The 26,388-nt window shown below is 62.7% G+C and carries 25 protein-coding genes and 1 tRNA gene; 8 read left to right on the top strand and 18 right to left on the bottom strand.

What is annotated here, in order from left to right; all coding sequences use genetic code 11:
- The first annotated feature begins 9 nt into the window (after positions 1-9).
- The 6 genes from ACMC5O_RS13950 (at position 10) to msrA (ending at position 4,093) form a co-directional block, all read left to right on the top strand.
- Positions 10-750, top strand: a complete 741-nt coding sequence (locus ACMC5O_RS13950; protein WP_187708272.1) for a DUF1428 domain-containing protein — start codon at positions 10-12, stop codon at positions 748-750.
- Positions 751-782: 32 nt separating this feature from the next.
- Positions 783-1,613, top strand: a complete 831-nt coding sequence (locus tag ACMC5O_RS13945; protein ID WP_426693033.1) for a VOC family protein — start codon at positions 783-785, stop codon at positions 1,611-1,613.
- Positions 1,614-1,624: 11 nt separating this feature from the next.
- Positions 1,625-2,125: a VOC family protein gene (locus ACMC5O_RS13940; protein ID WP_187708274.1), complete on the top strand. Its 501-nt coding sequence runs from the start codon at positions 1,625-1,627 to the stop codon at positions 2,123-2,125.
- The gene (locus tag ACMC5O_RS13935; protein WP_187708275.1) at positions 2,118-2,780 is read left to right on the top strand and encodes a dihydrofolate reductase family protein; all 663 of its coding nucleotides are present in this window, start codon (positions 2,118-2,120) and stop codon (positions 2,778-2,780) included. The genes ACMC5O_RS13940 and ACMC5O_RS13935 overlap by 8 nt, the downstream gene beginning before the upstream one ends.
- Positions 2,777-3,430, top strand: a complete 654-nt coding sequence (locus tag ACMC5O_RS13930; RefSeq protein ID WP_426693032.1) for a glutathione S-transferase family protein — start codon at positions 2,777-2,779, stop codon at positions 3,428-3,430. The genes ACMC5O_RS13935 and ACMC5O_RS13930 overlap by 4 nt, the downstream gene beginning before the upstream one ends.
- Before the next feature lie 63 nt (positions 3,431-3,493).
- Positions 3,494-4,093 (top strand): peptide-methionine (S)-S-oxide reductase MsrA, encoded by a 600-nt coding sequence (msrA, locus tag ACMC5O_RS13925; RefSeq protein WP_187708276.1) that lies wholly within the window; start codon positions 3,494-3,496, stop codon positions 4,091-4,093.
- A 6-nt stretch (positions 4,094-4,099) separates the two neighbouring features.
- Here msrA and ACMC5O_RS13920 read toward each other — a convergent pair whose 3' ends face one another.
- The 6 genes from ACMC5O_RS13920 to ACMC5O_RS13895 form a co-directional block, all read right to left on the bottom strand.
- Positions 4,100-4,375: a hypothetical protein gene (locus ACMC5O_RS13920; RefSeq protein WP_187708277.1), complete on the bottom strand. Its 276-nt coding sequence runs from the start codon at positions 4,373-4,375 to the stop codon at positions 4,100-4,102.
- Positions 4,376-4,452: 77 nt separating this feature from the next.
- Entirely contained in the window at positions 4,453-5,964 is a 1,512-nt protein-coding gene (locus ACMC5O_RS13915; RefSeq protein ID WP_426693031.1) for a putative 2OG-Fe(II) oxygenase, read from the bottom strand.
- On the bottom strand, positions 5,961-7,109 hold the full coding sequence (locus tag ACMC5O_RS13910; RefSeq protein WP_426693030.1) for an aspartyl/asparaginyl beta-hydroxylase domain-containing protein: 1,149 nt from the start codon (positions 7,107-7,109) through the stop codon (positions 5,961-5,963). The genes ACMC5O_RS13915 and ACMC5O_RS13910 overlap by 4 nt, the downstream gene beginning before the upstream one ends.
- A 4-nt stretch (positions 7,110-7,113) precedes the next feature.
- Positions 7,114-9,123, bottom strand: a complete 2,010-nt coding sequence (locus ACMC5O_RS13905) for a tetratricopeptide repeat-containing sulfotransferase family protein (protein WP_426693029.1) — start codon at positions 9,121-9,123, stop codon at positions 7,114-7,116.
- A 118-nt stretch (positions 9,124-9,241) separates the two neighbouring features.
- Positions 9,242-12,673 carry a TonB-dependent receptor domain-containing protein gene (locus ACMC5O_RS13900; protein ID WP_426693028.1) on the bottom strand — a complete coding sequence of 1,144 codons (3,432 nt, stop codon included), beginning with the start codon at positions 12,671-12,673 and terminating at the stop codon, positions 9,242-9,244.
- Between the two features lie 190 nt (positions 12,674-12,863).
- A complete protein-coding gene (locus tag ACMC5O_RS13895; protein ID WP_426693027.1) occupies positions 12,864-14,288 on the bottom strand; it encodes a hypothetical protein in 1,425 nt (474 codons plus the stop codon).
- Between the two features lie 381 nt (positions 14,289-14,669).
- Between ACMC5O_RS13895 and ACMC5O_RS13890 the strand changes: the two genes are divergently transcribed.
- Both ACMC5O_RS13890 and ACMC5O_RS13885 read left to right on the top strand, forming a co-directional pair.
- Positions 14,670-15,623 (top strand): NAD-dependent epimerase/dehydratase family protein, encoded by a 954-nt coding sequence (locus ACMC5O_RS13890; protein ID WP_187708283.1) that lies wholly within the window; start codon positions 14,670-14,672, stop codon positions 15,621-15,623.
- On the top strand, positions 15,620-16,222 hold the full coding sequence (locus ACMC5O_RS13885) for an acyltransferase (protein WP_187708284.1): 603 nt from the start codon (positions 15,620-15,622) through the stop codon (positions 16,220-16,222). The genes ACMC5O_RS13890 and ACMC5O_RS13885 overlap by 4 nt, the downstream gene beginning before the upstream one ends.
- 16 nt (positions 16,223-16,238) lie before the next feature.
- Here ACMC5O_RS13885 and ACMC5O_RS13880 read toward each other — a convergent pair whose 3' ends face one another.
- The 12 genes from ACMC5O_RS13880 to ACMC5O_RS13825 all read right to left on the bottom strand — a co-directional run bounded on the left by ACMC5O_RS13880 (position 16,239) and on the right by ACMC5O_RS13825 (position 26,388).
- Positions 16,239-17,693 carry a polysaccharide biosynthesis C-terminal domain-containing protein gene (locus tag ACMC5O_RS13880; protein WP_187708285.1) on the bottom strand — a complete coding sequence of 485 codons (1,455 nt, stop codon included), beginning with the start codon at positions 17,691-17,693 and terminating at the stop codon, positions 16,239-16,241.
- Between the two features lie 42 nt (positions 17,694-17,735).
- Positions 17,736-18,968, bottom strand: a complete 1,233-nt coding sequence (locus tag ACMC5O_RS13875) for a class I SAM-dependent methyltransferase (protein ID WP_187708286.1) — start codon at positions 18,966-18,968, stop codon at positions 17,736-17,738.
- Positions 18,968-20,101, bottom strand: a complete 1,134-nt coding sequence (locus tag ACMC5O_RS13870) for a glycosyltransferase family 4 protein (RefSeq protein WP_426693026.1) — start codon at positions 20,099-20,101, stop codon at positions 18,968-18,970. Before ACMC5O_RS13870 ends, ACMC5O_RS13875 begins: the two co-directional genes overlap by 1 nt.
- A gap of 3 nt (positions 20,102-20,104) precedes the next feature.
- Positions 20,105-21,349, bottom strand: a complete 1,245-nt coding sequence (locus ACMC5O_RS13865) for a DegT/DnrJ/EryC1/StrS family aminotransferase (protein ID WP_246444170.1) — start codon at positions 21,347-21,349, stop codon at positions 20,105-20,107.
- Entirely contained in the window at positions 21,346-22,428 is a 1,083-nt protein-coding gene (gene rfbG, locus ACMC5O_RS13860) for a CDP-glucose 4,6-dehydratase (protein ID WP_187708289.1), read from the bottom strand. The genes ACMC5O_RS13865 and rfbG overlap by 4 nt, the downstream gene beginning before the upstream one ends.
- Positions 22,425-23,195, bottom strand: a complete 771-nt coding sequence (gene rfbF, locus ACMC5O_RS13855; protein ID WP_187708290.1) for a glucose-1-phosphate cytidylyltransferase — start codon at positions 23,193-23,195, stop codon at positions 22,425-22,427. Before rfbF ends, rfbG begins: the two co-directional genes overlap by 4 nt.
- A gap of 97 nt (positions 23,196-23,292) precedes the next feature.
- Positions 23,293-23,368 (bottom strand) — tRNA-Phe (locus ACMC5O_RS13850).
- Positions 23,369-23,409: 41 nt separating this feature from the next.
- Complete coding sequence (locus tag ACMC5O_RS13845; RefSeq protein WP_187708291.1) at positions 23,410-23,592, bottom strand: DNA gyrase inhibitor YacG; 183 nt, start codon at positions 23,590-23,592, stop codon at positions 23,410-23,412.
- Positions 23,576-24,520, bottom strand: a complete 945-nt coding sequence (locus ACMC5O_RS13840; protein WP_187708292.1) for a ribonuclease — start codon at positions 24,518-24,520, stop codon at positions 23,576-23,578. The genes ACMC5O_RS13845 and ACMC5O_RS13840 overlap by 17 nt, the downstream gene beginning before the upstream one ends.
- Positions 24,513-25,085: a Maf family protein gene (locus ACMC5O_RS13835; protein ID WP_426693025.1), complete on the bottom strand. Its 573-nt coding sequence runs from the start codon at positions 25,083-25,085 to the stop codon at positions 24,513-24,515. The genes ACMC5O_RS13840 and ACMC5O_RS13835 overlap by 8 nt, the downstream gene beginning before the upstream one ends.
- Before the next feature lie 9 nt (positions 25,086-25,094).
- A complete protein-coding gene (infA, locus tag ACMC5O_RS13830; RefSeq protein ID WP_187715669.1) occupies positions 25,095-25,343 on the bottom strand; it encodes a translation initiation factor IF-1 in 249 nt (82 codons plus the stop codon).
- A gap of 73 nt (positions 25,344-25,416) precedes the next feature.
- Complete coding sequence (locus tag ACMC5O_RS13825) at positions 25,417-26,388, bottom strand: quinone oxidoreductase family protein (protein ID WP_187708295.1); 972 nt, start codon at positions 26,386-26,388, stop codon at positions 25,417-25,419.

Genomic DNA, 26,388 nt, shown 5'->3' with positions numbered 1-26,388 from the left:
GAGAGGACAATGACCTATTTCGAAGGATTCGTGCTGCCAGTCCCGGAGAGCAGGCGGGAGGAGTATCGGAAGCACGCGGCAGGCGCGGCTCCTCTGTTCCACGAGATCGGCGTCCAGCGTCACTTCGAGGCTTGGGACAGCGACGTTCCGGAAGGCAAGGTGACCGACTTCCGAAAAGCCGTCGACGCCAAGCCCGATGAGAAGGTCGTCTTCTCCTGGTTTGAATATCCCGACCGGGCGGCCCGCGACGCGGCCAATGAGAAGATGATGAGCGATCCGCGAATGAAGGAAATGGGTGAGACCATGCCCTTCGACGGCAAGCGGATGATCATGGGCGGCTTCGACGCGATCGTCGAGGAAGGCGGCTCGACAGGCGGATATACGGACGGCTTCGTCGTGCCGGTGCCGGAGAGCAAGAAGGAAGCATACCGCGAACTCGCTTCCAAGATGGCGAAGGTCTTCCGCGAGCACGGCGCAAACCGGGTCGTCGAGGCAATCGCCGACGACGTGAATCATGGCAAGGTCACCGACTTCTACCGCGCGGTGAAGGCCGAGGACGGCGAAACGGTCGTCTTCAGCTTCATCGAATGGCCGGACAAGCAGGCTCGCGACGACGCCTGGGCCAAGATCATGGCTGACGAGAGCATGAAGCCGGATGGTGACATGCCATTCTCCGGACAACGTATGTTCTGGGGCGGCTTCGAGCCGATCCTCGACAGCACGCCCGCCAGGACAATCGAGAACGCCTGAACGGCGTCAAAGCGCAAAGAAAGGGACGGACAATGTCCGAAGTGACTGACGCGCCCACCAGATCCGAAACGGCAACCACGCCCCGGCCGCTGCAGGGAAGCAATGTCTGGTACGAGCTAATGACGACCGATCCCGATGGCGCGACGGCGTTCTACGGAAACGTGGTCGGCTGGAAGATCAGCGAGAGCATCCCGGGCAACCAGGACTATCGAATGATCGGACGGAGCGACGGCGGCTTTGCCGGCGGAGTACTCGGCCTCACGGACGAGATGCGACAGCACGGCGCCCGGCCGATTTGGCTGGGCTACATCGGGGTCGACGACGTCGACCCGACGGTCTCGAAGATCGAGGCGAAGGGCGGCAAGGCGCTGATGCCCGCCTTCGATATTCCGCAGGGCCGGATTGCGATGGTCGCTGACCCGCAGGGCAATCCCTTCTACGTCATGAAGCCCATTCCGCCGGCCGATAAGCCCGACGCCGAAAGCGACGTCTTTTCGGCGACGGCTGAGCAGCGTGTCGGATGGAACGAGCTGACGACGGCCGATCCGGCCGCCGCGCGCCAATTCTACGACGAGCTGTTCGGCTGGACGAGCGACGACTTCATGCCGATGGGCGAGCTCGGCGAATATCGCTTCTTCGCTCACAACGGGACGACGATCGGCGCGGTCTGCGGCGTCATGCCCGGCGGAAGCAGCGGCTGGCGCTACTACTTCCGCGTCCCGTCCATCTCGACTGCGGTCGAGGCGGTGAAAGCCGGCGGCGGAACTGTCTCCATGGGACCGCACGAAGTCCCGGGTGGCGATCACATCATCATCGGAAACGACCCGCAGGGCGCGGAATTCGCACTCGTGGGCAAGGCCTGAGGAGAGAGAAAATGGCCAGTAACAAGCTGACCACCTGCCTGTGGTTCGACAAGGGCGAAGCGCGCAAGGCGGCCGAATTCTATGCCTCGGTCTTTCCCGATACTCATGTCGGCAAGGCCCATTCGGCAAGCTCGGATTTCCCTGGCGGCGAGCAGGGCGAGGAGCTGACCGTCGATTTCACTGTTCTCGGCCAGAGCTTCGTTGGCCTCAACGGCGGTCCCAACTTCAAGGCCAATGAAGCGGTCAGCTTCATGGTCGTGACCGAGGACCAGGAAGAGACCGACCGCTACTGGAACGCCATCACCCAGAATGGCGGAAAGGAAAGCGAGTGCGGCTGGTGCAAGGACAGGTGGGGCTTCTCATGGCAGATCACGCCGCGTGTTCTGCTCGAAGCGATGGACAATCCCGATCGAGCGGCCGCCAAGCGCGCATTCGAGGCGATGATGACGATGCAGAAGATCGACGTCGCAAAGATCGAGGCGGCCCTGCGCGGGGACAAGGTCGATGCGTAAGCTGACTGGCGCCGTTTTCCTTTCGCTCGACGGCATCATGCAGGCGCCGGGCGGACCCGAAGAGGATCCGACCGGAGGCTTCCGGTTCGGAGGCTGGACGGCGCCTTTCTGGGACGAGGACATGGGTCCGTTCGAGAAGATACTTGGGTCCGAGTACGACCTGCTCCTGGCAAAGCGGACTTACGACATCTTCTCGGCCTACTGGCCGTACAACCAGGACAATCCGATCGGCGCCAGGTTTCAGCGCATCAACAAATATGTGCTGACCCATTCGGAAGAGCCGCTGAGCTGGGAGAATAGCCACAAGCTATCCGGCGATACGGCCGCGGCCGTCGAAGAGCTCAAGCGCAGCGGAAGCCGGGACCTTCTGATCCAGGGAAGCAGCACGCTATACACGCCTCTCATCTCGGCGGGGTTGATCGACCGATTGGTGCTGATGACGTTCCCCGTCGTACTCGGGGAAGGAAAGAGCATCTTCGACGGGTCGCTGGAGCCGCGTGGCCTGAAGCTTGTCGACAGCTTCGTCTCCGGAACGGGAGTCGTCACGGCGATCTACGAGCCGGCGGGCGACGTGAAGACCGGCACGTTCGAGACCAAGGAGCCGAGCGAGGCCGAGCTTGAGCGCCGCGAGAAATGGGCCCGGGAGGACGCATGAGCCTGGAGTTCTTCGGGCACCCGTTCAGCAGCTACACTCAAAAGGTGCTGATCGCCCTATGGGCCGACGAAACGCCGTTCAACTATCGGATGATCGAGGATCCGGCCAATATGGAAGAGCTCAAGCGGCACTCGCCGTACGGGCTCTTCCCGCTGCTGATCGACGAGGGCCGGCCAGTGTTCGAGTCCTCCACGATCATCGAGCATCTCCATGCCCACCATCGCGGATCCAACGATTGGATTCCGGAAGGCGAGACGGGGCGGCGAGTCCGCTTCCTCGACCGCTTCTTCGACCTGTACGTCATGGGCAACATGCAAAGGCCGGTAGCCGATACGATCCGCCCGGAAGGCGCCAATCGCGATCCGTTCGGAGTGGAGAAGGCGCGCGGGGACCTGCACACGGCCTACGACTGGCTGGAGGCAAATCTCGGCGAAGGCCCTTGGGCCGTCGGCGAGAGCTTCACAATGGCCGACTGCGCCGCCGCTCCCAGCCTGTTCTACGCCGACTGGATCGAGGAAATCGGACCAGACCGGCCAAGGCTGGCGGCGTATCGCGCCCGCCTGCTTGCGCATCCCATTGTCGCCAGGGCGGTCGACGAGGGGCGCCCCTACAGGCATTATTTTCCACTTGGCGCACCCGATCGCGATTAGTCGCGTAACCAATTGGCTGGTCGCCGCGAATGGCAGATGTGAGAACCTTCCGGAGCCAAATCGATGCCTAACCGAGCCCCCGTTCTGAGCGCCCTCGCCGCGGCGTGCCTCTCGTTGGCCACCGCCGCCTCCGCCAAGGCGCCCATCGAGACAGCCGTCCTTGCCGGCGGTTGCTTCTGGGGAATGGAGGGCGTGTTCGAGCACGTGAAAGGCGTGACCAACGTCGTATCGGGTTATGCCGGAGGCTCAGCTTCAGACGCGAACTATGACCGGGTGAGCACCGAACGGACGGGCCATGCCGAGGCGGTCAGGATCAGCTTCGACCCGAGCCAGGTCAGCTACGCGCAGTTGCTGAAGATCTATTTCTCGGTTGCCCACGACCCCACGCAGGTGAACCGGCAGGGCCCCGACGTTGGGCCGAGCTATCGCTCGGCGATCTTCCCGCAGAACTCCGCGCAAAGGCAGATTGCAGCAAGCTTCATCGCGCAGCTGCGCGCGAGGCGGCCGATCGCGACCAGAATCGAGAGTGGCCCCTTCTTCCCCGCCGAAGCCTATCACCAGGACTTCATGCGGCGGAATCCGTACTACCCGTACATAATCGTGAACGACCGGCCCAAGCTTGCAAAGCTCAAGCAAGCCTATCCACAATATTGGAAGGCGTAAGCGGGCTTACTCGCCCTTCATTCCCCGCCGCGTTTGCGCGCGCTCGAGATCCTGGCGATCCTGGAGCTTGAGGTCCGCCCACTCGGCCCGAGTATGGCAAACCTTTCTCTTTGCGAGCCTGCTGCCCAGGATTTCCTGCCGCTCGCAGACTACCTCGTTGGGATCGGGTGTCGACGCTTGGGCGGGAGCCTGCGGCGCAGGAGCGGCTGCTTGGGCAATCGCAGTGCCGGTCATTCCAGCAAGAAGCGCTGCAGCCATGGACGCAGAAAAGGCTTTGAACATACTGAACCCTCCTCAGGGGAAGCGAAGATTATCGCCTCTGTGGACCTCAACCTCAAAGATTTTTTCGACGAACGGCGTCAGCGCGGCGCCCCGACGTCGAACGCAACCGTCAACCTTTCGCCCTCCGCGAACGGAACGGTCCCGTGCCACATCCATGACGGGAAGAGGACGAGTTGCGCCACTTTCGGCTCGATTTTTCGCCAGGGTGGCAGGTCGATACCAAGCAGCTGATCCGGTTCGCCCAAAGTGAACCAGCCCGCATCCTGGCGCTCGCCCGGCCCGCGCTCGGGTAGCGCGACGTAGAGCGCGGAGCTGATCCAGCCCAAGGGGTGGACGTGGTTGGAATGATGGCCCTCGGACCTCAGCCGCACCGACCAGCTGCCGGTGAATCTGACCCGTCGATCGCGTGGATGCCGAAGCAGCGGATGCTTCTCGTCGGTAGGCGGAAGCTGCGCCTTGAAATTTTCGACGGCGCCGACGATCGCCCGTCGCAGGTGGCGGATGGCGGGATCGATCCGACTGAGCAGCGGGCCGTCGGTTTGCGTGCCGCCGCGCACGGATTGGTCCAGATATTCGCCCTTCGCGACGTGAAGAGCCCTCAGCGTCTCCGCCAGTGTTTTGATCGGAGGCAGCGCATCTGACAGGTCGATAACGGAGACGAGCCGGGGATCACCTTCGAGCCATTCCGAGCGCGGGTCACCCGCCAGCCGCCAGGCCGTTGCCGTATAGGCCCAGATCTCCGCGTTCGGGTCGGTCTTCAAACGGCGATCGATCAGCGGCAATGCGGCATCGACCTCGCCGACGCGCAGCAAGTGACGGATTCGCCAACTTTCTAGCGCCTTGTCGATTGCCTCCGGGAAGGATCCGAAGAGCGCCGCCGGTTGCGCCTCCTCGTCGAACTCCGCCGCGTGAATGCCCTCGTAGATCTGGAACTCAGGCGCGCTCACGCCCGACGATCTCGCTCGTTCGACGATCTCCTTGAGCGAGCCGTAGGCCCCGCGGCGGAGCTGCACGTGCAGCAGGGTCTCCCAGAGCGGCTGCGCTGCGGGGAACAGCATCAGGGCTTGCTCAAGAGAGGACGTCGCTTCCGCGGCACGGCCTTCCGTCGCCATCAGTTGGGCGAGCTGCTCGTGCCCGTACAACCATGCAGGTGCCCGCTCGAGCCTCGTCTGCAGATCTGAAATCGCAATGTCGCCCTCCCCGCAGGCGGCACGCGCAGCGGCCATGCCGACAAGGAGTTCGCCATTCTTGGGTGCAAGGGCGAGTGCGCGTTCGTAGAGCGGTCGGGCGTCCAACCCGGCCTCCATGGCCGTGCGCGCATGACCGTGAGCGATGCTCGCATCTCCGGGGGCGAGCTTCGCGGCTTCTTCGAACGATTGCAGCGCTCGGTCATGTTCGTCGAGCGAGCGTTCCAGCAGCCCCTTCCACTGCCACAGAAGCGCGCTTCGTGCCTGACTGGCTCCACGCTCGATCAGCGGAAGCGCGCATTCCTCTTCGCCTTCCTCCAGCGCCTTGCTCGCAAGATCGGCGAGGGCCGCGACATCGACAGAGCTGGAAAGCGCAGACGCCATCGATGCCGTCTCGCTCATAACGCGCCAACTCCGCCCTCACTTCCGATCAGCGCCGCGACCGCGTTGCGCTCCGCCTCGCTGAGATCGGGATGCCAGACATCGAAAATGAAGACGACGCGCAGCTCATTGCTTGGATTGAGCGCCTCATGCTCGATCGTGTCATCGAACACGAAGGCTTCGCCGCGATTCCAGTAGCGGGTCTCCGCTCCGACCCGGAACCAGCAACCCTCGGGAACGACAAGCGGGAGGTGGCAGACGAGCCGAGCATTATTGACACCCACGTGCGGCGGAATCGCCGTATTCGGCGCTAGCAGTGAGAACATGGCATTGGGGCCAGAGCCACCGATGGTCGGCTGCGGAAACTTCTCGAGCAGCTCCAGCGTCCGCGGGCAATGGCGAGCATTGGCGTCGATCAGCTCGCCGTTCCGCCACAGGTGAATTGCGGTCCAGTCCGGGTTGCGATTGAGCGGCCGCCACTGCGCAAGCGGAAGATGATCGTCGTACTGAATGTACGGCACGAGCTCGGCGCGCTCCGCAGCCATCACGGCTTGAAGTTCGGACGCTATCGTTTCGGTCGCCGCCTCGAGCTCATCGATCCAGGGGAACAGGAGACGCGGATGGAATTCGCGCTGGGCAAGCTCCGGAAAGAAGAAGTGCGTCGGCGTGCTGTAAAAGGGCTTCGTTCGGCCGAGCACGTTGTTCCGAAAACGCTCGATACGCGCCCGTTCCTGGTCGTCCGCGCCTTGCTCGACTCCCCCCATCGCCGCCTTCATGCGGCGTTCCCGGGCGTCGATCCATGCAGCATGTTGCCGCTCGCCCTCTGCGACGACAGATGCGAGCTGCGGCGGAAGGTCCGCGTCCGGTTTCTGGGCAAGGGCATGGCTCCAGGCCTGTCCCGCGTCCGGATGACCGAGCCTTTGCAGAAGGCTCGCTCGCATCAGCAGCATGGTAAAGTCGAGCGGCGATATGGTCAGCGCACGGTGGACAGCTTCCAGCGCGGCGTCGGGGCTGCCGGTCGCCCGATGAAGTGCAGCCACCTTCATCCAGAGCTCGGCATTACCCGGGCTTCCTTCCGCAGCCTCGCTGAGAAGGGTCACCGCCCGACGCAGATCGCCCGCCGCGACGGCCTGCTCTGCTTGAGTAACGAGGCCGCCGGACTGCATCAGATCACAGGCTGTAGCCGAACTTGGCTAGCCATGGCTCGAGAACGGGGAGGACCGGCTCGAGGTGCTCGCGGAAGTTCGTCCAGCGTCCCGCCGCCTGACTGTAGATCGGCTGCGCAACCTGAGCGTAGCTCGCGGTCTTGATGCGGCCGCGGCTGAGAGCGGTCAACTCATGGTCGAGAACATCGTCGCTCCATTCGAGGCCAAGGAAATCGAGCAAAGACCGAAGCTCGATTTCGCGATCGCCGACGACATTCTCGTAGACGACCTTGTGAACGGATAGCCCGAGCAAGCCCTGCGCCTTTTCGAAATAGGAGAAGCTGAGGTCATAGAGCTCCGCAGCCGTGTCGAGGCCAAGGAAGTTGGACATGCCGTCGTTCAGCTTGAAGTTGGTTGCGTAGCAGCTGAACACAACGTCGCACGGATGCCGCAGCGCGAGGATGATGCGTGCTTCCGGGAATAGCCGGCGGATCGTCGGCAAGGCGTTCATCGACAATGGGTTCTTGTCGATCAGCAGCTTGCCGGGCGCGAGCGGGGTGCGCTCACCGGCGACCTTGAAATATTCATTCCTCGCTTCCTCGATCCGCTGGTCGCTCGCATCAGCAAGCGCATCGAAGGGCAGGATCTTGGACGCCTTGAGCAGCGTCGGCTCTTCTTCGAGGACTTCGACGTTGGGATGTCCCATGAGCATCGTGTCGAGGAGGGTCGTGCCTGAACGCGGGAAGCCGACCAGGAACGCCGGGGACGGACGATCGCACTTGGAAGCGTCTTCGCGCCAACCCTTCAGCCACTTGGCCGAAATGGTCTCCCGCTGGTTGCCGACGACGGTACGGTAAGCCGCAGCGCGCTCCTCAGGCCGGGTCGGATCGCCACGCTGGATTTCGTTCATTCGCGTGTAGGCGGCAAAGGCTTCGTCGTAGTGGCCGGCCCCTTCTTCGAGTTGGCCGAGAAGGTGGCAGCGGCGCGCAGTCTCCAGCTCGTCGGGAACCTTCTCCAGCGCAGCGAGGCCCTCATCGAACTTCTTTTGACGGCGATAATCGAACGCCCGAATGAAGTTCAGGACATCTTCGCCAACTCCGCGCTTCTGAGCTTCGTTGACCAGGTTCGAAAGGTCGCCGGTCCGGTTGGTCAGCTCGAAAACCACCGCAAGGCCCAGATTGGCGAGCGAATTGCCAGGTTCACGCTCGACCGCCTTGCGATAGGCTTCCTCTGCAGCCTCGGTGTGAAGGAGGTTGAGACGCTGGCTCGCGAGCGCGAGAAGAAGTTCGATGTCAGCAGGATCGCGTTTCGATGCAGCCTCGATCGCTTCGAGGGCCGGTTCTTCCCTGCCCAGCTCCTTCAGCATTGCGTGCAGCTCGCGAAGGGATTTGGTGTCTTGCGGAAAATCCTCCGCCATTCGGCGAAGCTGGGCTTCCGCATCGTCGACGCGGCCTACCGCCGCAAGAGCCGTCGCGTAATTCAATCGGATGGGCGGCGCTGCCGAATTGAGATCCGAAGCGCGCTCGAGCGCCGCCACGCTGCCTTCGATGTCGCCGGCCAGCCGACGGGCATTGCCCAGGTTATTCCAGCTCTCCCAATCCTCTGGCGCTACGGCGACGATGGATTCGTAAGTCCGGATCGCCGCAGAATAGTCGCCGACCTGCTGGGCAAGGAATGCCCGAACGCGCAAGAGTTGCATGGTCGGATCGGTACGCGCCACATCCTCCGACAAAGCATCGAGCGCCCCTGCGAAATCGCCTTTCTGGGCCAGAGCGGTTGCCAGGTTGGAGGAAACGACCGGGTCGGAAGGGCGCGCCTGCCGGGCGGCTTGAAGGTGCCGAATCCCTGCGTCCAGATTGCCGGTCTGACAGTGCAAAGTGCCGATCATCGCATTGAGAGCGGCGACGTCTCCGCCGTTGGCGAGCGCGCGTTCGGCGATGCTTACTGCTTCGGGGATTCTGCCTGATCGAGCAGCCGTTATGGCTTCGCGGATTGCGGCGGCGGTTTGGTCGTCGAGAACGGAAACGGCGGTCATGAGCGGCTGTCTAGCGCAATTGCCGACGAGTGACAGCCTCAGCCGTCGGTATGGCGCGCAAAAGAAAAGGGCGGCGGATCCGAAGACCCACCGCCCAATTCTTGGCTAGCCGTTACGCTTAGCCGCGCTCTGGCGCAGGCGGCGGCGGAGGCGGCGGAGGCGGCGGGGCCGGGCAGGCCTCGGTCGCCAGGATCACCGAACCATCCGGGCAGGTCTGCGTAGCAGGCGGCGGCGGAGGCGGCGGCGGCGGCGGGGCTGCCGGCACAACCGGAGCCGGAGCCGGCTTCGGAGGCAGGAAGTCGATCGTCGCACCAACCCACAACAGGCGGCCGAGAGCATCCCAGGTACCCGGGTAGGTGTTGCCATTGCACGGACCGGCCGGGCAGAGGTTCGAACCGCTACGGTTGGCGTTACCACCCGTGATACGCGGCGGGTCGTTGTCGAACAGGTTGTTAATACCTGCCCGCAGGCTGACCCGATCCATCAGGTTGAACGTACCGGAGAGGTCGAAGTAGTTCTGCGCCTTCACGCTCAGGCCCGGCTCATAGTTGAAGTCGCCTCCAACCGTGTTGTTGTCCTGAGTCGTTTCAGCCTTGACCTTGCCGACATAGCGCCACGCCAGCGACAGGCCGAGACCGAAGTTCGACTGCCACGACGCACGCATCTTGTGACGCCATTTCGGGATCGGGGCCGACGCGGCAACCGTGCCGCCCGAGCAGACCGGACCGTAGAAGCCGACGCAATCGTACGGCTCGGACAGGCCGTTATCGACCCGCGCCTTAAGCATGCGCGTTCCGAGGAAGCTCCACGACATCTTGCCGAAGTTGAACAGCGGATGCGAGTAGGCGGCATTCACGTCGATACCGCGGTTGCGCATCTTCGCCGTGTTCAGCGGCAGATCGCTCACGTAGCCGTTCGGCGTCAACCAGATCGAGCCCGCGGTGTCGCGGTTGATCAGGTCGCAGGCCGGCGACGTGAAGCTTGCCGTCGAGTCGGCAACGCAGGTCTTCAGGATGGCATCCGCGCCCAGACCCTGGATCGCGTTCTCCAGCTTGATGTCCCACCAGTCGACCGTCAGCGCCAGCCTCGGGATGAAGCTCGGCTGGATCACGGTGCCCAGTGTGATCGTCGTGCCCTTTTCGGGTGTCAGCTGGGGGTTACCACCGAGCAGGCCGTTGTACTGTCCGGCCGGGTTGGCAGTCGGCGACTGACCGACGACGAGACCCTGTGCGAGACAGCCGTAATCGGTGGCGGTGATGACCTTTGCGCAAGGATCATCGCTGCCGTCGAGTCCGACGAACTGCGGGGCGAACAGCTCCTGGATGTTCGGGGCGCGAACCGCGCGGTTGTACGAGCCGCGGAAGCGGATGTCGCGGATTGGTGCAAACTCGAGAGCGAGCTTGTACGTGTCCGTGTCGTACTTGCGGTCGTTGCTGGTCGTGTACCAGGACTTACGATAGCCGGCGCTGAAGGTCAGCTCATCGATGAAGCTGTTCTGGATGATCGGCACCTGCATTTCGCCGAACACTTCCCAGACCCTGAAGTTGCCGCTGACCGGAAGCGTTGGTGCTCCCTGGCCAGTGAGGTCGCCCGTCTGGAACGACTGGTCGGGGTTCAATTCGAGCGACTCACGCCGATACTCGACACCCGCGTTAACCGCGACGCCATCCTCGGCCCACGGAGTCTTCCAGCCCATCTCGCCAAGCAGTCCGGTCACGTTGAAGTTGGCGATCTGCTCCGAGGTAATGCCCTGAATGACGCCGAAGACGTTCAGGTAGTTGACGGCGGCGGCCGACGGACCGGCACCGAACGGATCGTACGGTACGCAAGTCGGATCCGACTGATCGAGAACCGAACGGCAGACGATCTGCGAACCCGCCGTTCCCACCGGAACGACTGCGCCATTGGCGTCGACGTTCACGACATTGAGAGCGCGGTTCAGACGCGCAATCGAGAACTCGTTCTTGTAGACCTGCGTGTAGTTCGTACGGCCGTACTGGAAGTACGAGTCATACGAGAACACGTTCGACAGGTCGCCACGCATGCCGAGCACGCCACGCCATGCCTGGTGACGAAGATCGGAAATACGCGGGCCGCCTTCCGTGTTGCGACGAAGCAACTGGAAGAAGCCCTGATTGTACGTGTTGCCGCGAGCATCGAAGAAGTTGATCGGCGCAGCACCCGGGTTCGGGTTGTACGAGGCACCAGCCGCGAGCGGGAAATTCCCGACAAACCCGTTGATCAGGTTGTTCGGATTGCCGCAAATCGCCGCGAGCTGCTGAGCCGACATCAGCGGGTTGTCGCAGTTGATGGTCAGCGTGTTGCCGAAGTCGCCCGACGGCGCGATCTGCGCCAGCGTGCGGTCGTCCATGAACATGAACTCAAGGTACGGCTTGAAGGCCGGGCTGATTTCATAGTTCGCGAACGCGCCAGCAATGTAGCGCTCGTCAGGCCGCTGGAAATAGTTCAGCGGAGCGAAATTGTAGAGGTTCTGGGCAAATGGCGTAATCGTTCCCGGCCCGAGAGCCGCGACCGTCGACGTGACACTGCCTTCCGTGGTCGTCGCGAAGATGACCGCAGTTCCGGGATTTGCAGTCGCCGAACCGCCGCAACGCGGAGTGCCGCGAGTCGTGTTCTGCAGAACGCAGGCCGAGTAGTCGCGGTCGCGCTGAAGGACGGGCTTCGTGTTGCGATATCCGAAATAGGCAACCGCATGGCCGCGGCCGTCGTCGAAGCCGGCGCCGATGGTGACGGTGCCGTCGATCGAGCGGCCGTCCGTAACGCTGCCAGTCGGAAGCGGGAAACCGCGATTGTTGATGATGTCCGCCATGTGGATCGTGTCGCCAACGGTCCGGCCAGTACAGTAGCCCTGTCCTGCTGCGACGCTGGCACAATTGCCCACACGAGGATTATCCTGGTTGTGCTGCCAGGTGCTCCAATTGCCGTCGAAGCGGATACCTTCGAACTCAGTGTCCATGATGAAGTTGACGACGCCCGCGACCGCGTCCGCACCGTACACCGACGATGCACCGCCGGTCAGGACTTCCGCACGGCGGATCAGCGCCGACGGGATGACGTTAAGGTCGGCCGACAGGTTCGCGCTGTTCGGGTCGCCCGGCATCATGCGGCGGCCGTTGATCAGGACGAGCGAGCGCTTCGCACCCATATAGCGAAGGTCGACTTCGGCGGTGCCGGTTGCGCCGTTCGAAACGCCCGACGCCTGCGCAGCGCCGACCGACGGCAGCTGGTTGAGAACGTCCTCGACCCTGGTCGAACCGGAGAGCTTCACGTCCTGGTCGTTGACGACCGTGACCGGAGCGGCGCTCTCGAGGTTCGGCTGCGGAATGCGCGAACCGGTGACGATGATGTCCTGTCCACCCTGGACGTCCTCACCCTCGGCCGAAACCGACGGCGTGGGCTGGGCTTCGACTGGACCGCTGGGTTCAGATGCGGCTGGTGCCGTATCCTGCGCCCAGGCGGGCGCTCCCAATGCGCTGGCGCCGACCAGCAAGGTCGTCGCGAGCAGGTTTTGCCGCAGGTTCGTTCTCATTCTACTCCCCTTATTCGGCCCATGATTGCTGGGCGCACGTGGCGCTCTCATTGTCCGATAAGTTTAACAGAACAAGATTCCGCGACCCGCTTGCGACGCTTTTCCGGAATGGTGTGTCGGCGAAACAACATAAACGCGCCGGTAAGGATTGGCGGACCGCCACGAGCCAATGGCCCCACTCGGCCCTTCCCTAAAGGCTGCGCTCCTTGTCATGCCGAGACAGCACGTAACTCAAGACGAACAGAGGGAAGATCCACGCCAGGCGCGCCTGGTATCGATCGGACAACCCAGACGCCAACACACAGAAAGCTGCGTTGACCGCGAGAACCGAGATAATCAGCGAAATAGCCGTCAACTGAGATTGCGTCAGGCGTCGAGCATTGATGCCGATCCAGACCGTGCAAAGTGCAATCACGGCGTAGATGGCCACATTCAGGGCATAGATCGTGGCGGACGGGATGTTGGCCATTTCCACGAAATCGGGGTTTCCCGATGAATCCGGACGGACCTGGTCTCCGTACCGGGCTGGCCGCACCCAGAACCAGACGGATTGTTTCACGACGTGTTGCGCCAGGTTCCCAAGCTCTGTCCCAGGATAGGCGAGCGCGGCCCGGAAGACGATTTCGCTCTCTTCGGCGCGTATCCTGTCCATCTGTTCCGGGGTTGCGCGTCCGTCGAGACCGGTATCGTTGAACAGGAATCCGCCCACGGTCGTGGGGATCTTTGTGCCGAAGACCTCGCACACGGCATACCGAGGGGTCCGGCATTCCTTTTCCAGATACCAGCGCGCCGGTCCGTCGGAGACCGACCGGGCCAGCGCGTGGGGATAGTGCTTCGCGACGACGCTCGTTTCGCCGAAGGCGACGAAGCCGGCGCCGACCGTGATGATCCCGCCAGCCAGGAGGGGCGCCCAAAGCCATGCCAGTCGCATTGCCGGCCGCAGCTCGGATTTGCGGCGCCAAAGCGCGACGCCCGTCCCAGCGATGCATAGCCACAGGGCCAGCGGAACGATGCTCGCGTGAACTGCGACGGCCAGGCTTGCGATTGCGGCCAGGGCGAAACGAACACCCCGCGAGAGACGCTCGAGACCGGTAAACAGGACGATCTGGCAGGCCGCGACAATACCGGCGAAAACGTCGGGCAATGCGAATGCAGTGAACATCGGGAGGGACGACGCAGCTGACAGCGTGATGCCGAGGATCAGATAGGCTTTCTTCGAAACAACGCCGAGGCTCGAAGCAACGACTGCGCAAGCGAAAGCGGCCAGCACAGTCTGGAAAAGGGCAAGGCCGATCATGGTGTAGGCTGGCCAGCTGAAGAGATAGGCCAGGACGCTGTAAGGGATCGATCGGACGCCCCTGGCGCTCGCGGCTTCGGAGCGTGCGCGCTCTACCGAACTCGTCTCTACGGCTTCATTTGCTCCCCTGCTTTGACCGGATGGGGGGCCAGCCATGAGATCCGCCTTGCCGATGACGAATTCGACGGATGCCTTGCCGCCCTTAACGTAAGCGGCGCTGTCGGCGATGTAGGCGGGGCGCCCGAAAAGGATGAGCGGCCAAAGAAGGAGCGCGGCGAACAATAAGGTTCGCCAGGCCAGGTCTCGATCCAGACGCACGATCCCAGCACCGTTCCGAAGCCCTGAAACCTCATGATTTGACCGAATGCGATCCACTTGAATTCCCAAGACGTCGGAATGCGACAGCAAGCTATAAGCACGCCACGGCGTCAACCTCCGCTCTATCGGAAAGCATTTGGAGACAAGCCGGCTCAGCTTCCTTGGTTCAAATTGGAACAGGACTTGCGGGAAGAGCCTCGAGAGACTTGCGAACCACGCAGCGCTTCAGCCAGCTACTTGCGCGGAATCCGAAGGGCGCGGGGGGACGCGCGTTGACAGTGAAACGTCCGGTTGCTCTGTTCCAATCGCCCTCAGAGGCAGGAAAATAGCAATGCCGGCGAAGTCTCGACGCGGACCAATCCATTCACGAAGCCGCGCGCGATGAATCGCGTCCTGGTTACTGGCGCGAGTGGATTCATCGGATCCCACGTGACACGCCACCTTCTGGCAGAAGGACGTGAGGTTCATGTGCTCCTTCGCCCGGATTCCACTCCACCGCGGCTGGAAGATCTTGGCGGAGTTCGCCGATGGACCGGCGATCTGCATGATAGGGCTGCACTTGAAGTTTGTCTGAAAGGCGCTCGACCCGATCGCATCATTCATTGCGCGGGGGTTTCGCGTGCCCGGCACATGTCAGGCTGGGCTCCGATCCGGGAGGCTTTTCGCGTCAATGTCGACGGTCTCATTAATTTGGTGGAGGCCGCCTGCGCGAGCGGGGCACCGATCCGCCGCCTGGTCCGGCTCGGCGGCCTGGAAGAATATGGCAGCGGACCTTCCCCGTTTGTCGAAACGCAGCGAGAGATGCCGCGATCGGCCTATTCGGCCAGCCAGGTGGCCGGAACGCATCTGCTCGAGGCGCTCCAGCCTACCCTTCCCTTCGAAGCCGTGACCCTGCGGCCAACCCTGATCTACGGGAGCGGCCAGTCGACCGACTTCATGATCCCCGCTTTGATAGAGGCCCTGCTGGCGGAGCGGCCATTCCCATTGAGCGAAGGACGACAGCGGCGCGACATGCTCCATATCGACGATCTCGTGACGGCGATCCTGGCTGCTTCGACCGCAGACAATGCAGGAGGCGAAGTGATCAATATCGCGAGCGGAAAGGCGCCAATGGTCCGTACCATAGCTCTCACGATTGGGCGCATGATGGGGCGCCCCCATCTCCTCAGGCTAGGCGAGCTTCCGGATCGTCCGAACGACATCGTCGACCTTCGCGGCGACGCGTCGAAGGCAGAGCGTCTTCTCGCCTGGAGGCCGACGATCTCGCTAGTCCGCGGCCTCGCTCAAACGATCGAGTGGCACCGGTCGAGAATTTCGGCAGGATGCGCGGCATGAGCCTTGCGAGTGGCCTTCACGCACTGTTCGCGCCGATGCGGCAACGCGCGATCATGGCGATATCGGCCTATCGCGTTCGCGCGCGTCATTCGACCCTCAACGCACATGCGACCTCTATCTGGGACTACGGATTTCACGATCTCGACGCCATCGAGCTCGGGAAAGATGTAACGGTCGGACCGCATGCGGTCATACTGGTGTATCATCGCTCGCCATTTAGCGACGTGCCTGGACGCCTGATCGTCGGCGACCGGTCAAGCATCGGCGTCGGTTCCAATGTGCGCGCGGCCGGCGGCACGATCCGCATCGGCGCGGGTACAGGAATTGCGCAGTACAATGTGCTTGTTGCGGCGAACCACGTTTTGCGGCCGGGCGAACCTCGCTTCCATGTTCGGTGGGATGAAAGCCGATCTGGCATCGAGATCGGAAACAATGTCTGGATCGGCGCCGGCTGTGTAATCCTGCCCGGCACCGTGATTGGCGACGATGCAGTCATAGCCGCAGGCAGCGTAGTCCGGGGTAATGTTCCATCCGGGGAGCTCTGGGGCGGCGTGCCGGCTCGCAAGATCAAGGCAGTCGGCGAAGAGCGAGCTGAGTAAACCGGGCGATTGCCTCTCAGCCGACAGGGGCCGCGGACTGCCGGCCGAAGCGCCTGATCGAGACCTTCTCATCAGGCGTGAGGAATGGCCACAAGCCCCCAATCAGAACGAGGCAGGCGACCACTCTGAGCGGGATTGAGCCGAGGACCTCGCCCTGCGCCAAATAGGGCGCGATCATCAGTGCCGCGACTGCGTATCCGACAAGCAGTATCGAAGATCCGGTCATCACATAGCCACGGCGATGCAGCCGTTGCGCGCCCAGGGCGAATGTCACGATGGCCCCGGCGAGCATTGCTGCAGCGGCGCCGTTCATGCCGAAATGCGGAATGAGGGCGACGCACAGCAGTGTCGAGACAATGCATCCCGCAATCGACTTGACGGTCACGATCCAGAGCTCGTCGAGCGCGAACAGCAATTGCATTTGGACGTTCGTCTGGATGATGACCAACTGCCAAACGAGAAATGCAGGAAGCCAACCGGCGGCCACGATGAATTTGGATGAAAACAGGACGATCAGCGCGAATTTAGCGAACAATACCAGTGGCACGGACATCGCGATCAGAAGCATGAGCTGGCGGCGGCGGAACAGGTCGAACGTGGCGAATTTATCGGCGATAGGCGAAGGCCGGTTGAGCTGTGGGCCGAGGTATCGCGCCGCCATTGCGACCATCACCGCTCCCACTGCGAGGACCATGCTCAGTATTGCCTGAAGCCACCCGCCGGTCTCGATCCCCAGTGAATGTGCAGTCACGTATCTTACGACGAGCAGCGAAAAGGCAGTGCCGACTAGCGACGCGTAGAACGCAACGGCCGTGGGAATGATGTCCGGCCTCGCGCGTATCTCGGCAATCAAGCTCGCATTCCTGTCGAAAACCGGCAGGTGGAGGGTCCGCTTGAAATAGATGAGCGCCCAAGCAATCAGTACGGCGATCGCGATGGCCTGAGCCACATAGATCTCGAGTATATCGCCCCACAGCAGTCCGATGCCGGCCGCAACGGTCGTTATCGCGGCAATCGCGAACGAAAGACTGGCAGCGCCCACCGGGCGCAAACCCGCCGCCAGGACATTCGGAAGAAACAGTCCGAGGGCGAACAACGGCGCGTTGACCAACGCCACTCCGAATTCGAGTGAGTACGCTGCTACCGTCGGGCCGAACAGCGCGGGGCGAGCAAGTAGGGCGATGCCGAGGGCACCGCATCCGATTACCGACGCGACAACGATTGCTTGCAGAAAGGCAGCATATTGACGCGCGAAGTCAGGACGCCCGTACGACCTGGACATCACCCGCACCGCCACGGTCGGCAGGCTAAGCGCGAATACCATGCCGACAAGGATGATCAGCTGGTCAGTCAGGCCGACCAAACCGAGCCCGGCCGGGCCGAGATCAACGGAAATCACCTTGGCCCTGACGACCTGGACAAGGATTGTCAGGACCTGAAGCAGTCCGATGATGACTATGGTCCTGAACATTATCGCCGTGCCACCTTCATACGCAAACTGGCGACGAGACAATTATCCTTCGTTGCCGATGATTTCGACACGGGGGATCGGCACGATGAATTTCCCGCCCTTGGCGAGGAATTCAGATTGCTGCTGCACGATCTCGTCCCTGAAGTTCCAGGCGAGAATGAGCAGGAAATCGGGTCGGTCGGCCGCAATCCGATCCGGTGACACGACGGGAATCCGCATTCCGGGCGTATAGCGCCCCTGCTTGAGCTCGTTGCGGTCAGCAATCCACTCGAGCGTGTCCGGCCCGATGCGGAAATAGTTGAGGAGCGTGTTGCCCTTCGCCGGCGCCGAATAGCCGGCAAGCCGACGGCCCTCGCCCTTAAGCCTTTCGAGCAGGCTCATCAGCTCGGAACGGATGGCGTGGACACGCTCGACATGGCGATCGTAGGCCTCCTTCGTGAACAGACCCGCTGCCTTCTCGCGTTCGAGATAGGCGGTGACCGCAGCGGAGGGCTCACCAACTCGGCTGAGCGTACAGCGCATCGATCCACCATGGATCGGCAGCTCCTCAAGTTCGACCAGCTTGAACCCGAATTTCCTGCCAAGTGCGACAAGCGAAGCGGCCGTAAAGGTCGACAGATGCTCGTGATAGACGGTGTCGAACTCGTTGAGCTCGATGCAGGTGAGAGCCTGCGGCAGCTCCAGCACGAAACTTCCCTCGGGGTCCAGCAGGGTCGCCACACCAGCCATGAAGTCGTCTAGATTGTCGATGTGATTGAACGTGTTCGTGCAAACGATCACGCGCGCCGGTCCGTACTGGTCCCGGATGCGCACGGCTGATTCCGCCGTGAAATATTCGTTGAAGACCTCGACCCCGCGATCGCGGGCGAATTGGGAAATGTTCGCGGACGGATCGACGCCGAGAACCCGCATGCCCTCGCCCAGGCAGGCGGCGAGAAGCAATCCGTCATTGCTTCCGATGTCGACCACAAGCTGGCCTGGCGCGGTCACCAACTTCTCGCGGAACTGGTGCGCGAGCGCAGCGAAGTGCGCCGGCATGGTCGTAGTTGCCGACGGCATGTAGACATAGTCGACGTAGAAGTCCGCCGGCAGCGGATCCGGGATCTGAATCAGGCCGCAATCCAGGCAGGCATGGCTTTCCAGCGGGAACAGCACGTCCGGCTTGTCGAGGTTCTCAGGCCTGACAAAGGCGTTCGCCGCCGGATGGTCGCCCATCGGGAGGAAGCAATACATGTTGGTACTGTCGCAGGCGCGACAAACGGTCTTTCCAAGCATCAGCGACCCCTTTGCGATCGTTTTCCGACGTCGCGGACGACGTCCAAAGTCTGTTGAGCAAGCTTTTCCCAGCGGAGCGCTTCTCCCCGCTCGCGCGCCTTCCGGCGTAGGTCGGCGCGGAGATTGTCATCCGAAAGCACTGCCTGGATCGCTTCGACCAGCGAGTCGACGCTGGGCTCGATCATGTAGGCGTACCCGCCCGCAACCTCGCCGAGACCGCCGCGATTGGCAGCAATGACTGCGGTCCCTGCCGCCATCGCCTCGGTCGTGGTCATCGACCATCCTTCATTCTCCGACGGGTGAATGAAGATGTCCGCGGCTGCATATATCGGCGCCAGGTCCGAATGATGTTCCACGACCCCTTCGGTTTGGACCACGTCGTTTTCGACACCCAGGTCGCGGATCAGCTTTTCGAGCGGGACATCGCCCCTGTAGGGCCCGAACAGGAGCAGGCCGTGCGGCCACTTCCCTTCTTTCCGCAGGCGGGCGAATGCCTTGATCAGCATCGGGATATTCCGTCGCGGCGATCCCTTGCCTACGAACAGCAAATACGGCCGGTCCGAACCGAAGAAGCGCTTGCGTGTAGCCGACAACAGGCCGGGCTGGTCGTCCATCGGATGGAAGGCTTCGTCCGCCCCCTGGTGAACGATGTGAAGCCGATCTTTCGGAACGCCATAATATTCTTCGACAGCGCGTCTCGTTTTTTCACCCGGAACGATGACTGCATCGGCGCGCCGGGCACAGTGCTTGTAGAGCCGCGCGTAAGTCTGACGGTAAAGCCAGCTATGCGCAGCCGGCTCCGTCTCGTTGACGCTGTGCGTCGCGACAACAAGCCGTCCACGATAGCCGAGCGGCGCCGAGTAGGCCGGGCAAAACAGCACATCGTGGTCGGCGGCGGCGGGACCGAGGCGCAGCGTTTCCCAGGGCAAGCCCGGCATGCGGCTTTCAAGCAGGACCGTCCGGATGCGTGGCCAGGCTCCCGCCAGTCGCTCGTTCAGGGGCCGCCGAACGAAGAGACTCAGCTCCTCGCCGTCAGCCAGCTGCTCGTTCCAGTACCCAAGGATGTATTCCAGGTAGCGCCCGACGCCGAATGGCTGGCCGGCGAGCCGCTGCCCGTTGAACGCAATGCGCATGGGTTACCACTGCCCGGCAAAGTCGCGAAAGCGCTCATGAACGTAGGCGAGATCGGTCTCGCTCAGACCGTGATGGCAGGCGACCAACATGCCGCTTCGCATGACCCGATCGGCATTGGGATAGCCGCCCGAAGCCTCACGCCGAACGATGTCGCGATATCCCGGCTGGCGAAGGATATTGCCCGTGAAGACCGTCCGCGTCTGGATTCCACAACCCTCGAGATATGTCTGCAATTGACGCCGGGTGAACGGGGCCTCGTCACGCAGGATCAGTGGTAAAGCCAGCCAACCCGTGCGGCTGTCCTCGCATTGCCGCGGAAGGGTGAACCAGTCGGCATAGTCGGAGAAGAAAGCGAGGTGAGCGTCGAAATTGGCGACGCGGGCGTCGATGTTCGACTGCAGCCGGCCAAGCTGGACGAGCCCGAATGCAGCTCCGATCTCCGACGGCTCCAGGTTGTAACCAATCCGCTCGAACACGAACTTTGCATCGTAGGGAATGCCTTCGAGCGTTACCCCGAATCGATGCTCGGGATTCTCGGAATCCACGAACAAGGACGAGCTTCGTCCCCAACTCCGCAGAAGCTTCGCCTCTTCGGCCCAGTCGTCCCTGTTGACGCACAGCATTCCGCCATTGCCGGCGCAGTTGATCACGTGCGAGCCATAGAAGCTCGTCGTGCTGATGTGAGACCGCGTTCCCGTGCTGGACCCACGCAGGGTTGCTCCTAGCGTATCGGCGGAATCCTCGACGACCAGCAGGTCATGCGCGGCGGCGAGCTCGGCCAGGCGATCCCAGTCAGGCAGGTTTCCGATCAGCGATGGGACCATCATGGCCCGGGTATTCGGGCCGATCATCGCCTCGACCTGCTCGACGTCGACATTGAAAGTATCCGGTTCGACGTCGACGAAGGCCGGCACGAGGCCGTTCTTTACGATCGGCGCCACCGTTGTCGCGAAGGTCAGTGCAGGCGTGATTACCTCGGCTCCGACCGGGAGACCGAGCAGCTCGACCGCGAGGTAGTTTGCGCTGGACCCCGAATTGACCATGATCCCGTGGTCCTTGGCGAACAGGGCCGCTACCGACGCTTCCATCTTCCGAACGTTCGCGCCCATCTGCGTCGATGTGCGCAGGACTTCGACGACCGCCGCGATCTCCTCCTCGCCGTGGACGGTCCGCCCGTATGGGACGCGAATGGCGGGCGCTCCGCCCGGCTGACTTGCCGTCGCCGCAGAAGCTCGCGTCGAACTCATTGGCAACGTTCCTCCTGTTCGGTGAGCAGCTGTTCGTACGCTGCAATCTGTTGGTCGGTGACTGCGACAGGCGACCCTTCGGCTGCCTCGCGATACCATTCGGCGGTCATATCGAGCGCTCGTGACAGGCCTAGTGCAGGCCGCCACCCGAGTTCGTTGCGAGCTTTCGTGCAGTCGAGACGCAGGACGGCTGCCTCGTGCGGCCCAGTCTGTTCGGACTGATATGCGACCTTCAGCTCTGGCCAGCGGCCGCGGAGCTGCTCGACCAGTTCGCGGACCGGGACAATCTCGTCTTCAGACGGACCGAAATTCCATGCTCCGGAGAATCGGTGACCCTCCGTCGCAGCGCGATGCCCAAGCAGGAGGTAGCCGCCGAGCGGCTCCAGAACGTGCTGCCAGGGACGGACGGCTCCCGGACGGCGAATGACGGCAGTCGCGCCCGTCTCTGCCGCGCGGGCGAGGTCGGGGACTATCCGGTCGACGGCCCAGTCGCCGCCACCGATGACATTGCCGGCGCGCCCGCTTGCGACCGTGCAGCGGGAGGTTTCGAAGAACGAACGCGCGTAGGCCGAAGTCACCAGTTCGGCTGCACCTTTCGAGGCGCTGTACGGATCGTGACCGCCCATCGGGTCAGTCTCGCTAAACGGCGTCGAGCGTCCGTCATTCTCATAGCATTTGTCGCTGGTGATGATCACCACCGCCTTGATCGACGGGAAGCCACGGATTGCTTCCAGCAGGTGCGCGGTTCCCATCACGTTCGTCGCAAAGGTCTCGACCGGAAAGTCGTAGGATGGGCGGACCAAGGATTGCGCGGCCATGTGAAAGACTATCTCGGGCTCGGCCTCCCGGACAGCCGCCTGCAGATGTGCAAGGTCGCGGACGTCGCCTTCCAAAGAATGCATCCGGTCGGAGATCCGCGCCTGGAGGAACAAGCTTCGGCTTTCCGGCGGCAAGGCATAGCCCGTCGTCTTTGAGCCGAGGCGCTCCAGCCATGCGCACAGCCATGCGCCCTTGAAGCCCGTGTGGCCGGTGACCAGGACTCGCCTGCCGGAATAGGCCTTCAGAGCGTCTGCGATCATGGCTTGCAGACCCAGGGCGGATTGCCGGACTGCCACAGCTCCTCCAGCAGCTGCTTCTCGCGAAGCGTGTCCATCGGCTGGAAGAAACCGGAATGACGAAAGGCCTGCAGCTGGCCGTCGGCGGCTATCCGCTCGAGCACGTCCCTTTCCAGCGAGCTTTCAGGGCCTTCGATATAATCGAGGATCTCCGGCTCGAAGACGAAGAAGCCGCCGTTGATCCAGTCGGTGTCGGTCTGCGGCTTTTCAGAGAATGCCGCAACATGGTCGCCTTCCAGCTTGAGCAGACCAAAGCGCGCGGGCGGGTGAACGGCTGTAACGGTTGCCAGTTTTCCGTGGCTCCGGTGGAAGGCGACCAACTGGTCGAGCGCGACGCTGCTGAGACCATCGCCATAGGTGCACATGAACGGGCCGTCGCCGACATAATCACGCAGCGCCAAGAGGCGGCCGCCAGTCATCGCGTCACGCCCGGTGTCGATCGCATGGACCCGCCAGTCTGGCGGTGCTCCGCCGACCATCTCGACGTCGCCGGATTTCAGCGAAACGATCAAGTCCTGAGCGTGATAGCAGAAGTCGGCGAAGTACTTCTTGATGACCTCACCGCGGTAACCGCAGGCAACGTAGAAGTCGTTGAAACCGAACGCCGCGTAATGGCACATGACATGGTAGAGAATTGGCCGCTCGCCAATCTCGACCATAGGTTTCGGTTTCTGGGCAGTCTCTTCCGAGATGCGGGTGCCATACCCGCCTGCCAGAATGACGACTTTCATTGGAACCCCGCCAGCGACGTAGCCGGCAGCTTATGCCAAATTGGCGGCAAGGGAAGGCTAGTGTCCCAATTGCCCCATTACGACACGCTTCAGGGGGTGGTGCCCAGGGACGGAATCGAACCGCCGACACCGTGATTTTCAGTCACGTGCTCTACCAACTGAGCTACCTGGGCTCTCGTGACCGGGCGGGCCGCCCGTCCAAGCGACGCGCTCCCTAACCTTCGTGGTCTTCACTGTCCACCCCGGGATCGGCCTTGGGACCGGGAATCCGATAGCCCCCGCCCAGCCATCGAAGGAGGTCTCGGTCCTTGCATCCGCGCGAGCAGAATGGAGCATGCTCGACGGACGGTGGCTTCCGGCAAATCGGGCAGGACTTGGAGTCAGACGTTTTGCGCATACCCGCCATGGATGGGGAGCGATTGGTCGCTTCGCAAGGTAACCCCGCCGCCGATCTGTCTCGCAAGGGCGTCGATCCAGGCCACATTGCGCTCGAAGACGGCGGATATTGACGGATGGGCGACAAGGCAGGTCGCCCCAGTTCGATCCATCGCGACTTTTCGAAGGAGCACCCGCGCTTCAAACGGAGCCCGGTCGGACGCCAGCTCGAACGTCGACGCGCGCGCTCGCACGCGAACTATTTGAATGAAGCCGAACCCATTCATCGCCGTGCGCTCGAACGGCAGCGGAAGGTTCGCATCGATCGCGGCTCCAACCGCTTGTCGCTGGTCTTTTCCAGCAATCGTTGGAAGGTCGATCCCAATCGACCCGCCGATTCCGTGCCGAAGGATCATACGAGCCGCCGCAACCGCGGACGCGACGGCAAGGTCGAACGGAGGTAGACGCCCATCGACGTCGATCAGCGTCATTGCCGGCGTCAGTGAGATGCGAAGCTCACCACCTTCGAACCGGACGATGCCGCTTCGCGCCTCTTCGATCAGGTCCGACCATCCCGCTCGCTCGAGCCGATCCTCGGGTGACGGGAACGGAAGGACTTCAGCGTCCATTGGCTGTGCTGGACGTAGTGGTTCGTCAGTCAGCCGGGCCAGCGGCCTCTTCCATGGTTCGATGCCTGGGATCCGCTCACGCGTGATCTCGATCCGAATGAGCGCGCCTTCGGTAACACCAGGCGCGCCCTTGGGGAGGAGGTATTGCTGACACCCCACCTGCGCGACGGCAGGGAAGCCCGTCTCGATCAGCCGACCCTCGAGAATTGCCCCGGCCGGCTCAACACCTTCGAGAAGGACGCGCGCTTCGACGATCTCACCGGCATGGATGCGTACCGAGCGGGTCTCACCGATCCCGCGCTCGACGACCCATTCAGGCAATTGGATATCCCGCGGACTTCAACAGCAAACGTGTCTCGGCAAGGGGAAGGCCGACCACATTCGAATAGCTGCCGGCGATCTGGCGCACGTACACCTCGCCATAGCCCTGAAGGGCGTAGCCCCCGGCCTTGCCGCGCCATTCGCCGTGACTGGCGTAATAGTCCATCTCATCGTCCGACAGCCGCTTCATCGCGATCATGGTCTCGCCGAGCCGTGTACGAAGCGGTTGGCCCGGAGCCGCCAACGCGATGCCTGTCAGGACCCGATGGCGGCGCCCGGAAAGCAATCGCATGCAAACGCGAAGCGTGGCCTCATCCTCCACTTTGGGCAGAATGCGCCGTCCCACGGCAACGACGGTGTCGGCTGCCAGAACCAGATCGTTTGGATGCTCTGCGGCGATCGCCATGGCCTTCTCGCGCGCAAGGCGAAGGGCATGATCGCGCGGAAGCTCGCCCGCCGGGACACTCTCGTCGATATCGGCGGGGACGATCTCGTCGGGAATCACACCGATGCGCGCAAGCAGGTCGAGCCTGCGCGGGCTGGCGGAAGCGAGGATCAGACGCATGCCGCCGCCCTAGGGGCGGGGCGGAGGCCCGCTGCGGCCCGGCATGAAGCGATAAGTGATCCGGCCCTTGGTCAGGTCGTACGGCGTCATTTCGACCAGCACTTCGTCACCGGTCAGCACGCGGATGCGGTTCTTACGCATCTTGCCTGCGGTATGCCCCAGGATCTCATGGCCGTTCTCGAGCCGCACGCGGAACATCGCATTGGGCAGCAGTTCGACCACCTGCCCGCGCATCTCGAGAAGTTCTTCCTTAGCCAAACGATTTCCTCTTCGGGTCGGTAAAAAGTCGCGGAGCCTTACTAGCGCAAACTTCAAAAGTGAAGGTGGTGCATCAGACCGTGAAAACAGTCGAACCCGTCGTCTTGCGCGCTTCGAGAGCGCGATGCGCCTCGGCGGCATCCTTGAGCGGGAAGGTTTGACCGATCTCGATTTTCACTTTGCCCGACAGCACCATGTCGAAAAGTTCTTTGGCCGACTGCTCGAGCTCCTCGCGCTTGGCGATATAGTGGAACAGGGTTGGCCGTGTCAGGAACAGCGATCCTTTTTGCGCAAGCAGGTTTGGCGGGATCGGGTCCGGCGACCCGGAAGCGTTCCCGTAGCTGACCATCAGCCCGCGAGGGTGCAGACAATCGAGCGACCTGAGAAACGTATCCTTGCCGACTGAATCGTAGACGACCGGCAGCTTCGCACCGCCGGTGATGCGCTCGACCTCGGCGACGAAATCCTGCCGCGTGTAAATGATCGGATGGTCGCAGCCGTGTGTACGCGCCATCTCCGCCTTCTCGTCGGTCGACACTGTGCCGATGACCGTCGCGCCGATGGCCCTGGCCCATTGGCACATGATCAGGCCGACGCCGCCAGCGGCCGCATGGACGAGGATCGTCTCGCCGGTTTGGACCGCATGGACTCCGCGCAGGAGCATCCGGACGGTCATGCCCTGCAACATCATCGCGGCAGCCTGTTGGAACGGAATTTCGTCCGGCAACTTCACGAGGCGCTCGGCGTCGATCAGCCGCTCTTCCGCATAGCCGCCGGTCGGCCCGGCATAAGCGACGCGATCACCCGGCATGAGGCCGGTTACGTTCTCCCCGACTGCTTCAACCGTCCCCGCGCCCTCGGTGCCAGGCGTGAAGGGCAGTTGCTGCGGATACAGGCCGGTGCGGTGGTAGACGTCGATGTAGTTCAGCCCGACGGCTTGCTGGCGCAACCGGACCTGACCCGGTCCCGGATCGCCAACCTCTACCTCTTCCCAGTGCAGGACTTCAGGCCCGCCGGCCTCGTGAACCCGGATAGCGTGAACCAT

Origin of the sequence: Sphingomonas sediminicola (genome assembly GCF_049991885.1) — a bacterium.
Taxonomy (GTDB): Bacteria; Pseudomonadota; Alphaproteobacteria; order Sphingomonadales; family Sphingomonadaceae; genus Sphingomicrobium; species Sphingomicrobium sediminicola.
The sequence above is the reverse complement of the archived record's forward strand: the minus strand, read 5'-3'. Positions and strand labels throughout refer to the sequence as shown.

Excerpts from the sequence above, each read along its gene's own strand:
- ACMC5O_RS13950 (WP_187708272.1), top strand. The coding sequence starts at position 10 with ATGACCTATTTCGAAGGATTCGTGCTGCCAGTCCCGGAGAGCAGGCGG.
- ACMC5O_RS13945 (WP_426693033.1), top strand. The coding sequence starts at position 783 with ATGTCCGAAGTGACTGACGCGCCCACCAGATCCGAAACGGCAACCACG.
- ACMC5O_RS13940 (WP_187708274.1), top strand. The coding sequence starts at position 1,625 with ATGGCCAGTAACAAGCTGACCACCTGCCTGTGGTTCGACAAGGGCGAA.
- ACMC5O_RS13935 (WP_187708275.1), top strand. The coding sequence starts at position 2,118 with ATGCGTAAGCTGACTGGCGCCGTTTTCCTTTCGCTCGACGGCATCATG.
- ACMC5O_RS13930 (WP_426693032.1), top strand. The coding sequence starts at position 2,777 with ATGAGCCTGGAGTTCTTCGGGCACCCGTTCAGCAGCTACACTCAAAAG.
- msrA (WP_187708276.1), top strand. The coding sequence starts at position 3,494 with ATGCCTAACCGAGCCCCCGTTCTGAGCGCCCTCGCCGCGGCGTGCCTC.
- ACMC5O_RS13920 (WP_187708277.1), bottom strand. The coding sequence starts at position 4,375 with ATGTTCAAAGCCTTTTCTGCGTCCATGGCTGCAGCGCTTCTTGCTGGA.
- ACMC5O_RS13915 (WP_426693031.1), bottom strand. The coding sequence starts at position 5,964 with ATGAGCGAGACGGCATCGATGGCGTCTGCGCTTTCCAGCTCTGTCGAT.
- ACMC5O_RS13910 (WP_426693030.1), bottom strand. The coding sequence starts at position 7,109 with ATGCAGTCCGGCGGCCTCGTTACTCAAGCAGAGCAGGCCGTCGCGGCG.
- ACMC5O_RS13905 (WP_426693029.1), bottom strand. The coding sequence starts at position 9,123 with ATGACCGCCGTTTCCGTTCTCGACGACCAAACCGCCGCCGCAATCCGC.
- ACMC5O_RS13900 (WP_426693028.1), bottom strand. The coding sequence starts at position 12,673 with ATGAGAACGAACCTGCGGCAAAACCTGCTCGCGACGACCTTGCTGGTC.
- ACMC5O_RS13890 (WP_187708283.1), top strand. The coding sequence starts at position 14,670 with ATGAATCGCGTCCTGGTTACTGGCGCGAGTGGATTCATCGGATCCCAC.
- ACMC5O_RS13885 (WP_187708284.1), top strand. The coding sequence starts at position 15,620 with ATGAGCCTTGCGAGTGGCCTTCACGCACTGTTCGCGCCGATGCGGCAA.
- ACMC5O_RS13880 (WP_187708285.1), bottom strand. The coding sequence starts at position 17,693 with ATGTTCAGGACCATAGTCATCATCGGACTGCTTCAGGTCCTGACAATC.
- ACMC5O_RS13875 (WP_187708286.1), bottom strand. The coding sequence starts at position 18,968 with ATGCTTGGAAAGACCGTTTGTCGCGCCTGCGACAGTACCAACATGTAT.
- ACMC5O_RS13870 (WP_426693026.1), bottom strand. The coding sequence starts at position 20,101 with ATGCGCATTGCGTTCAACGGGCAGCGGCTCGCCGGCCAGCCATTCGGC.
- ACMC5O_RS13865 (WP_246444170.1), bottom strand. The coding sequence starts at position 21,349 with ATGAGTTCGACGCGAGCTTCTGCGGCGACGGCAAGTCAGCCGGGCGGA.
- rfbG (WP_187708289.1), bottom strand. The coding sequence starts at position 22,428 with ATGATCGCAGACGCTCTGAAGGCCTATTCCGGCAGGCGAGTCCTGGTC.
- rfbF (WP_187708290.1), bottom strand. The coding sequence starts at position 23,195 with ATGAAAGTCGTCATTCTGGCAGGCGGGTATGGCACCCGCATCTCGGAA.
- ACMC5O_RS13845 (WP_187708291.1), bottom strand. The coding sequence starts at position 23,592 with ATGCGCAAAACGTCTGACTCCAAGTCCTGCCCGATTTGCCGGAAGCCA.
- ACMC5O_RS13835 (WP_426693025.1), bottom strand. The coding sequence starts at position 25,085 with ATGCGTCTGATCCTCGCTTCCGCCAGCCCGCGCAGGCTCGACCTGCTT.
- ACMC5O_RS13825 (WP_187708295.1), bottom strand. The coding sequence starts at position 26,388 with ATGGTTCACGCTATCCGGGTTCACGAGGCCGGCGGGCCTGAAGTCCTG.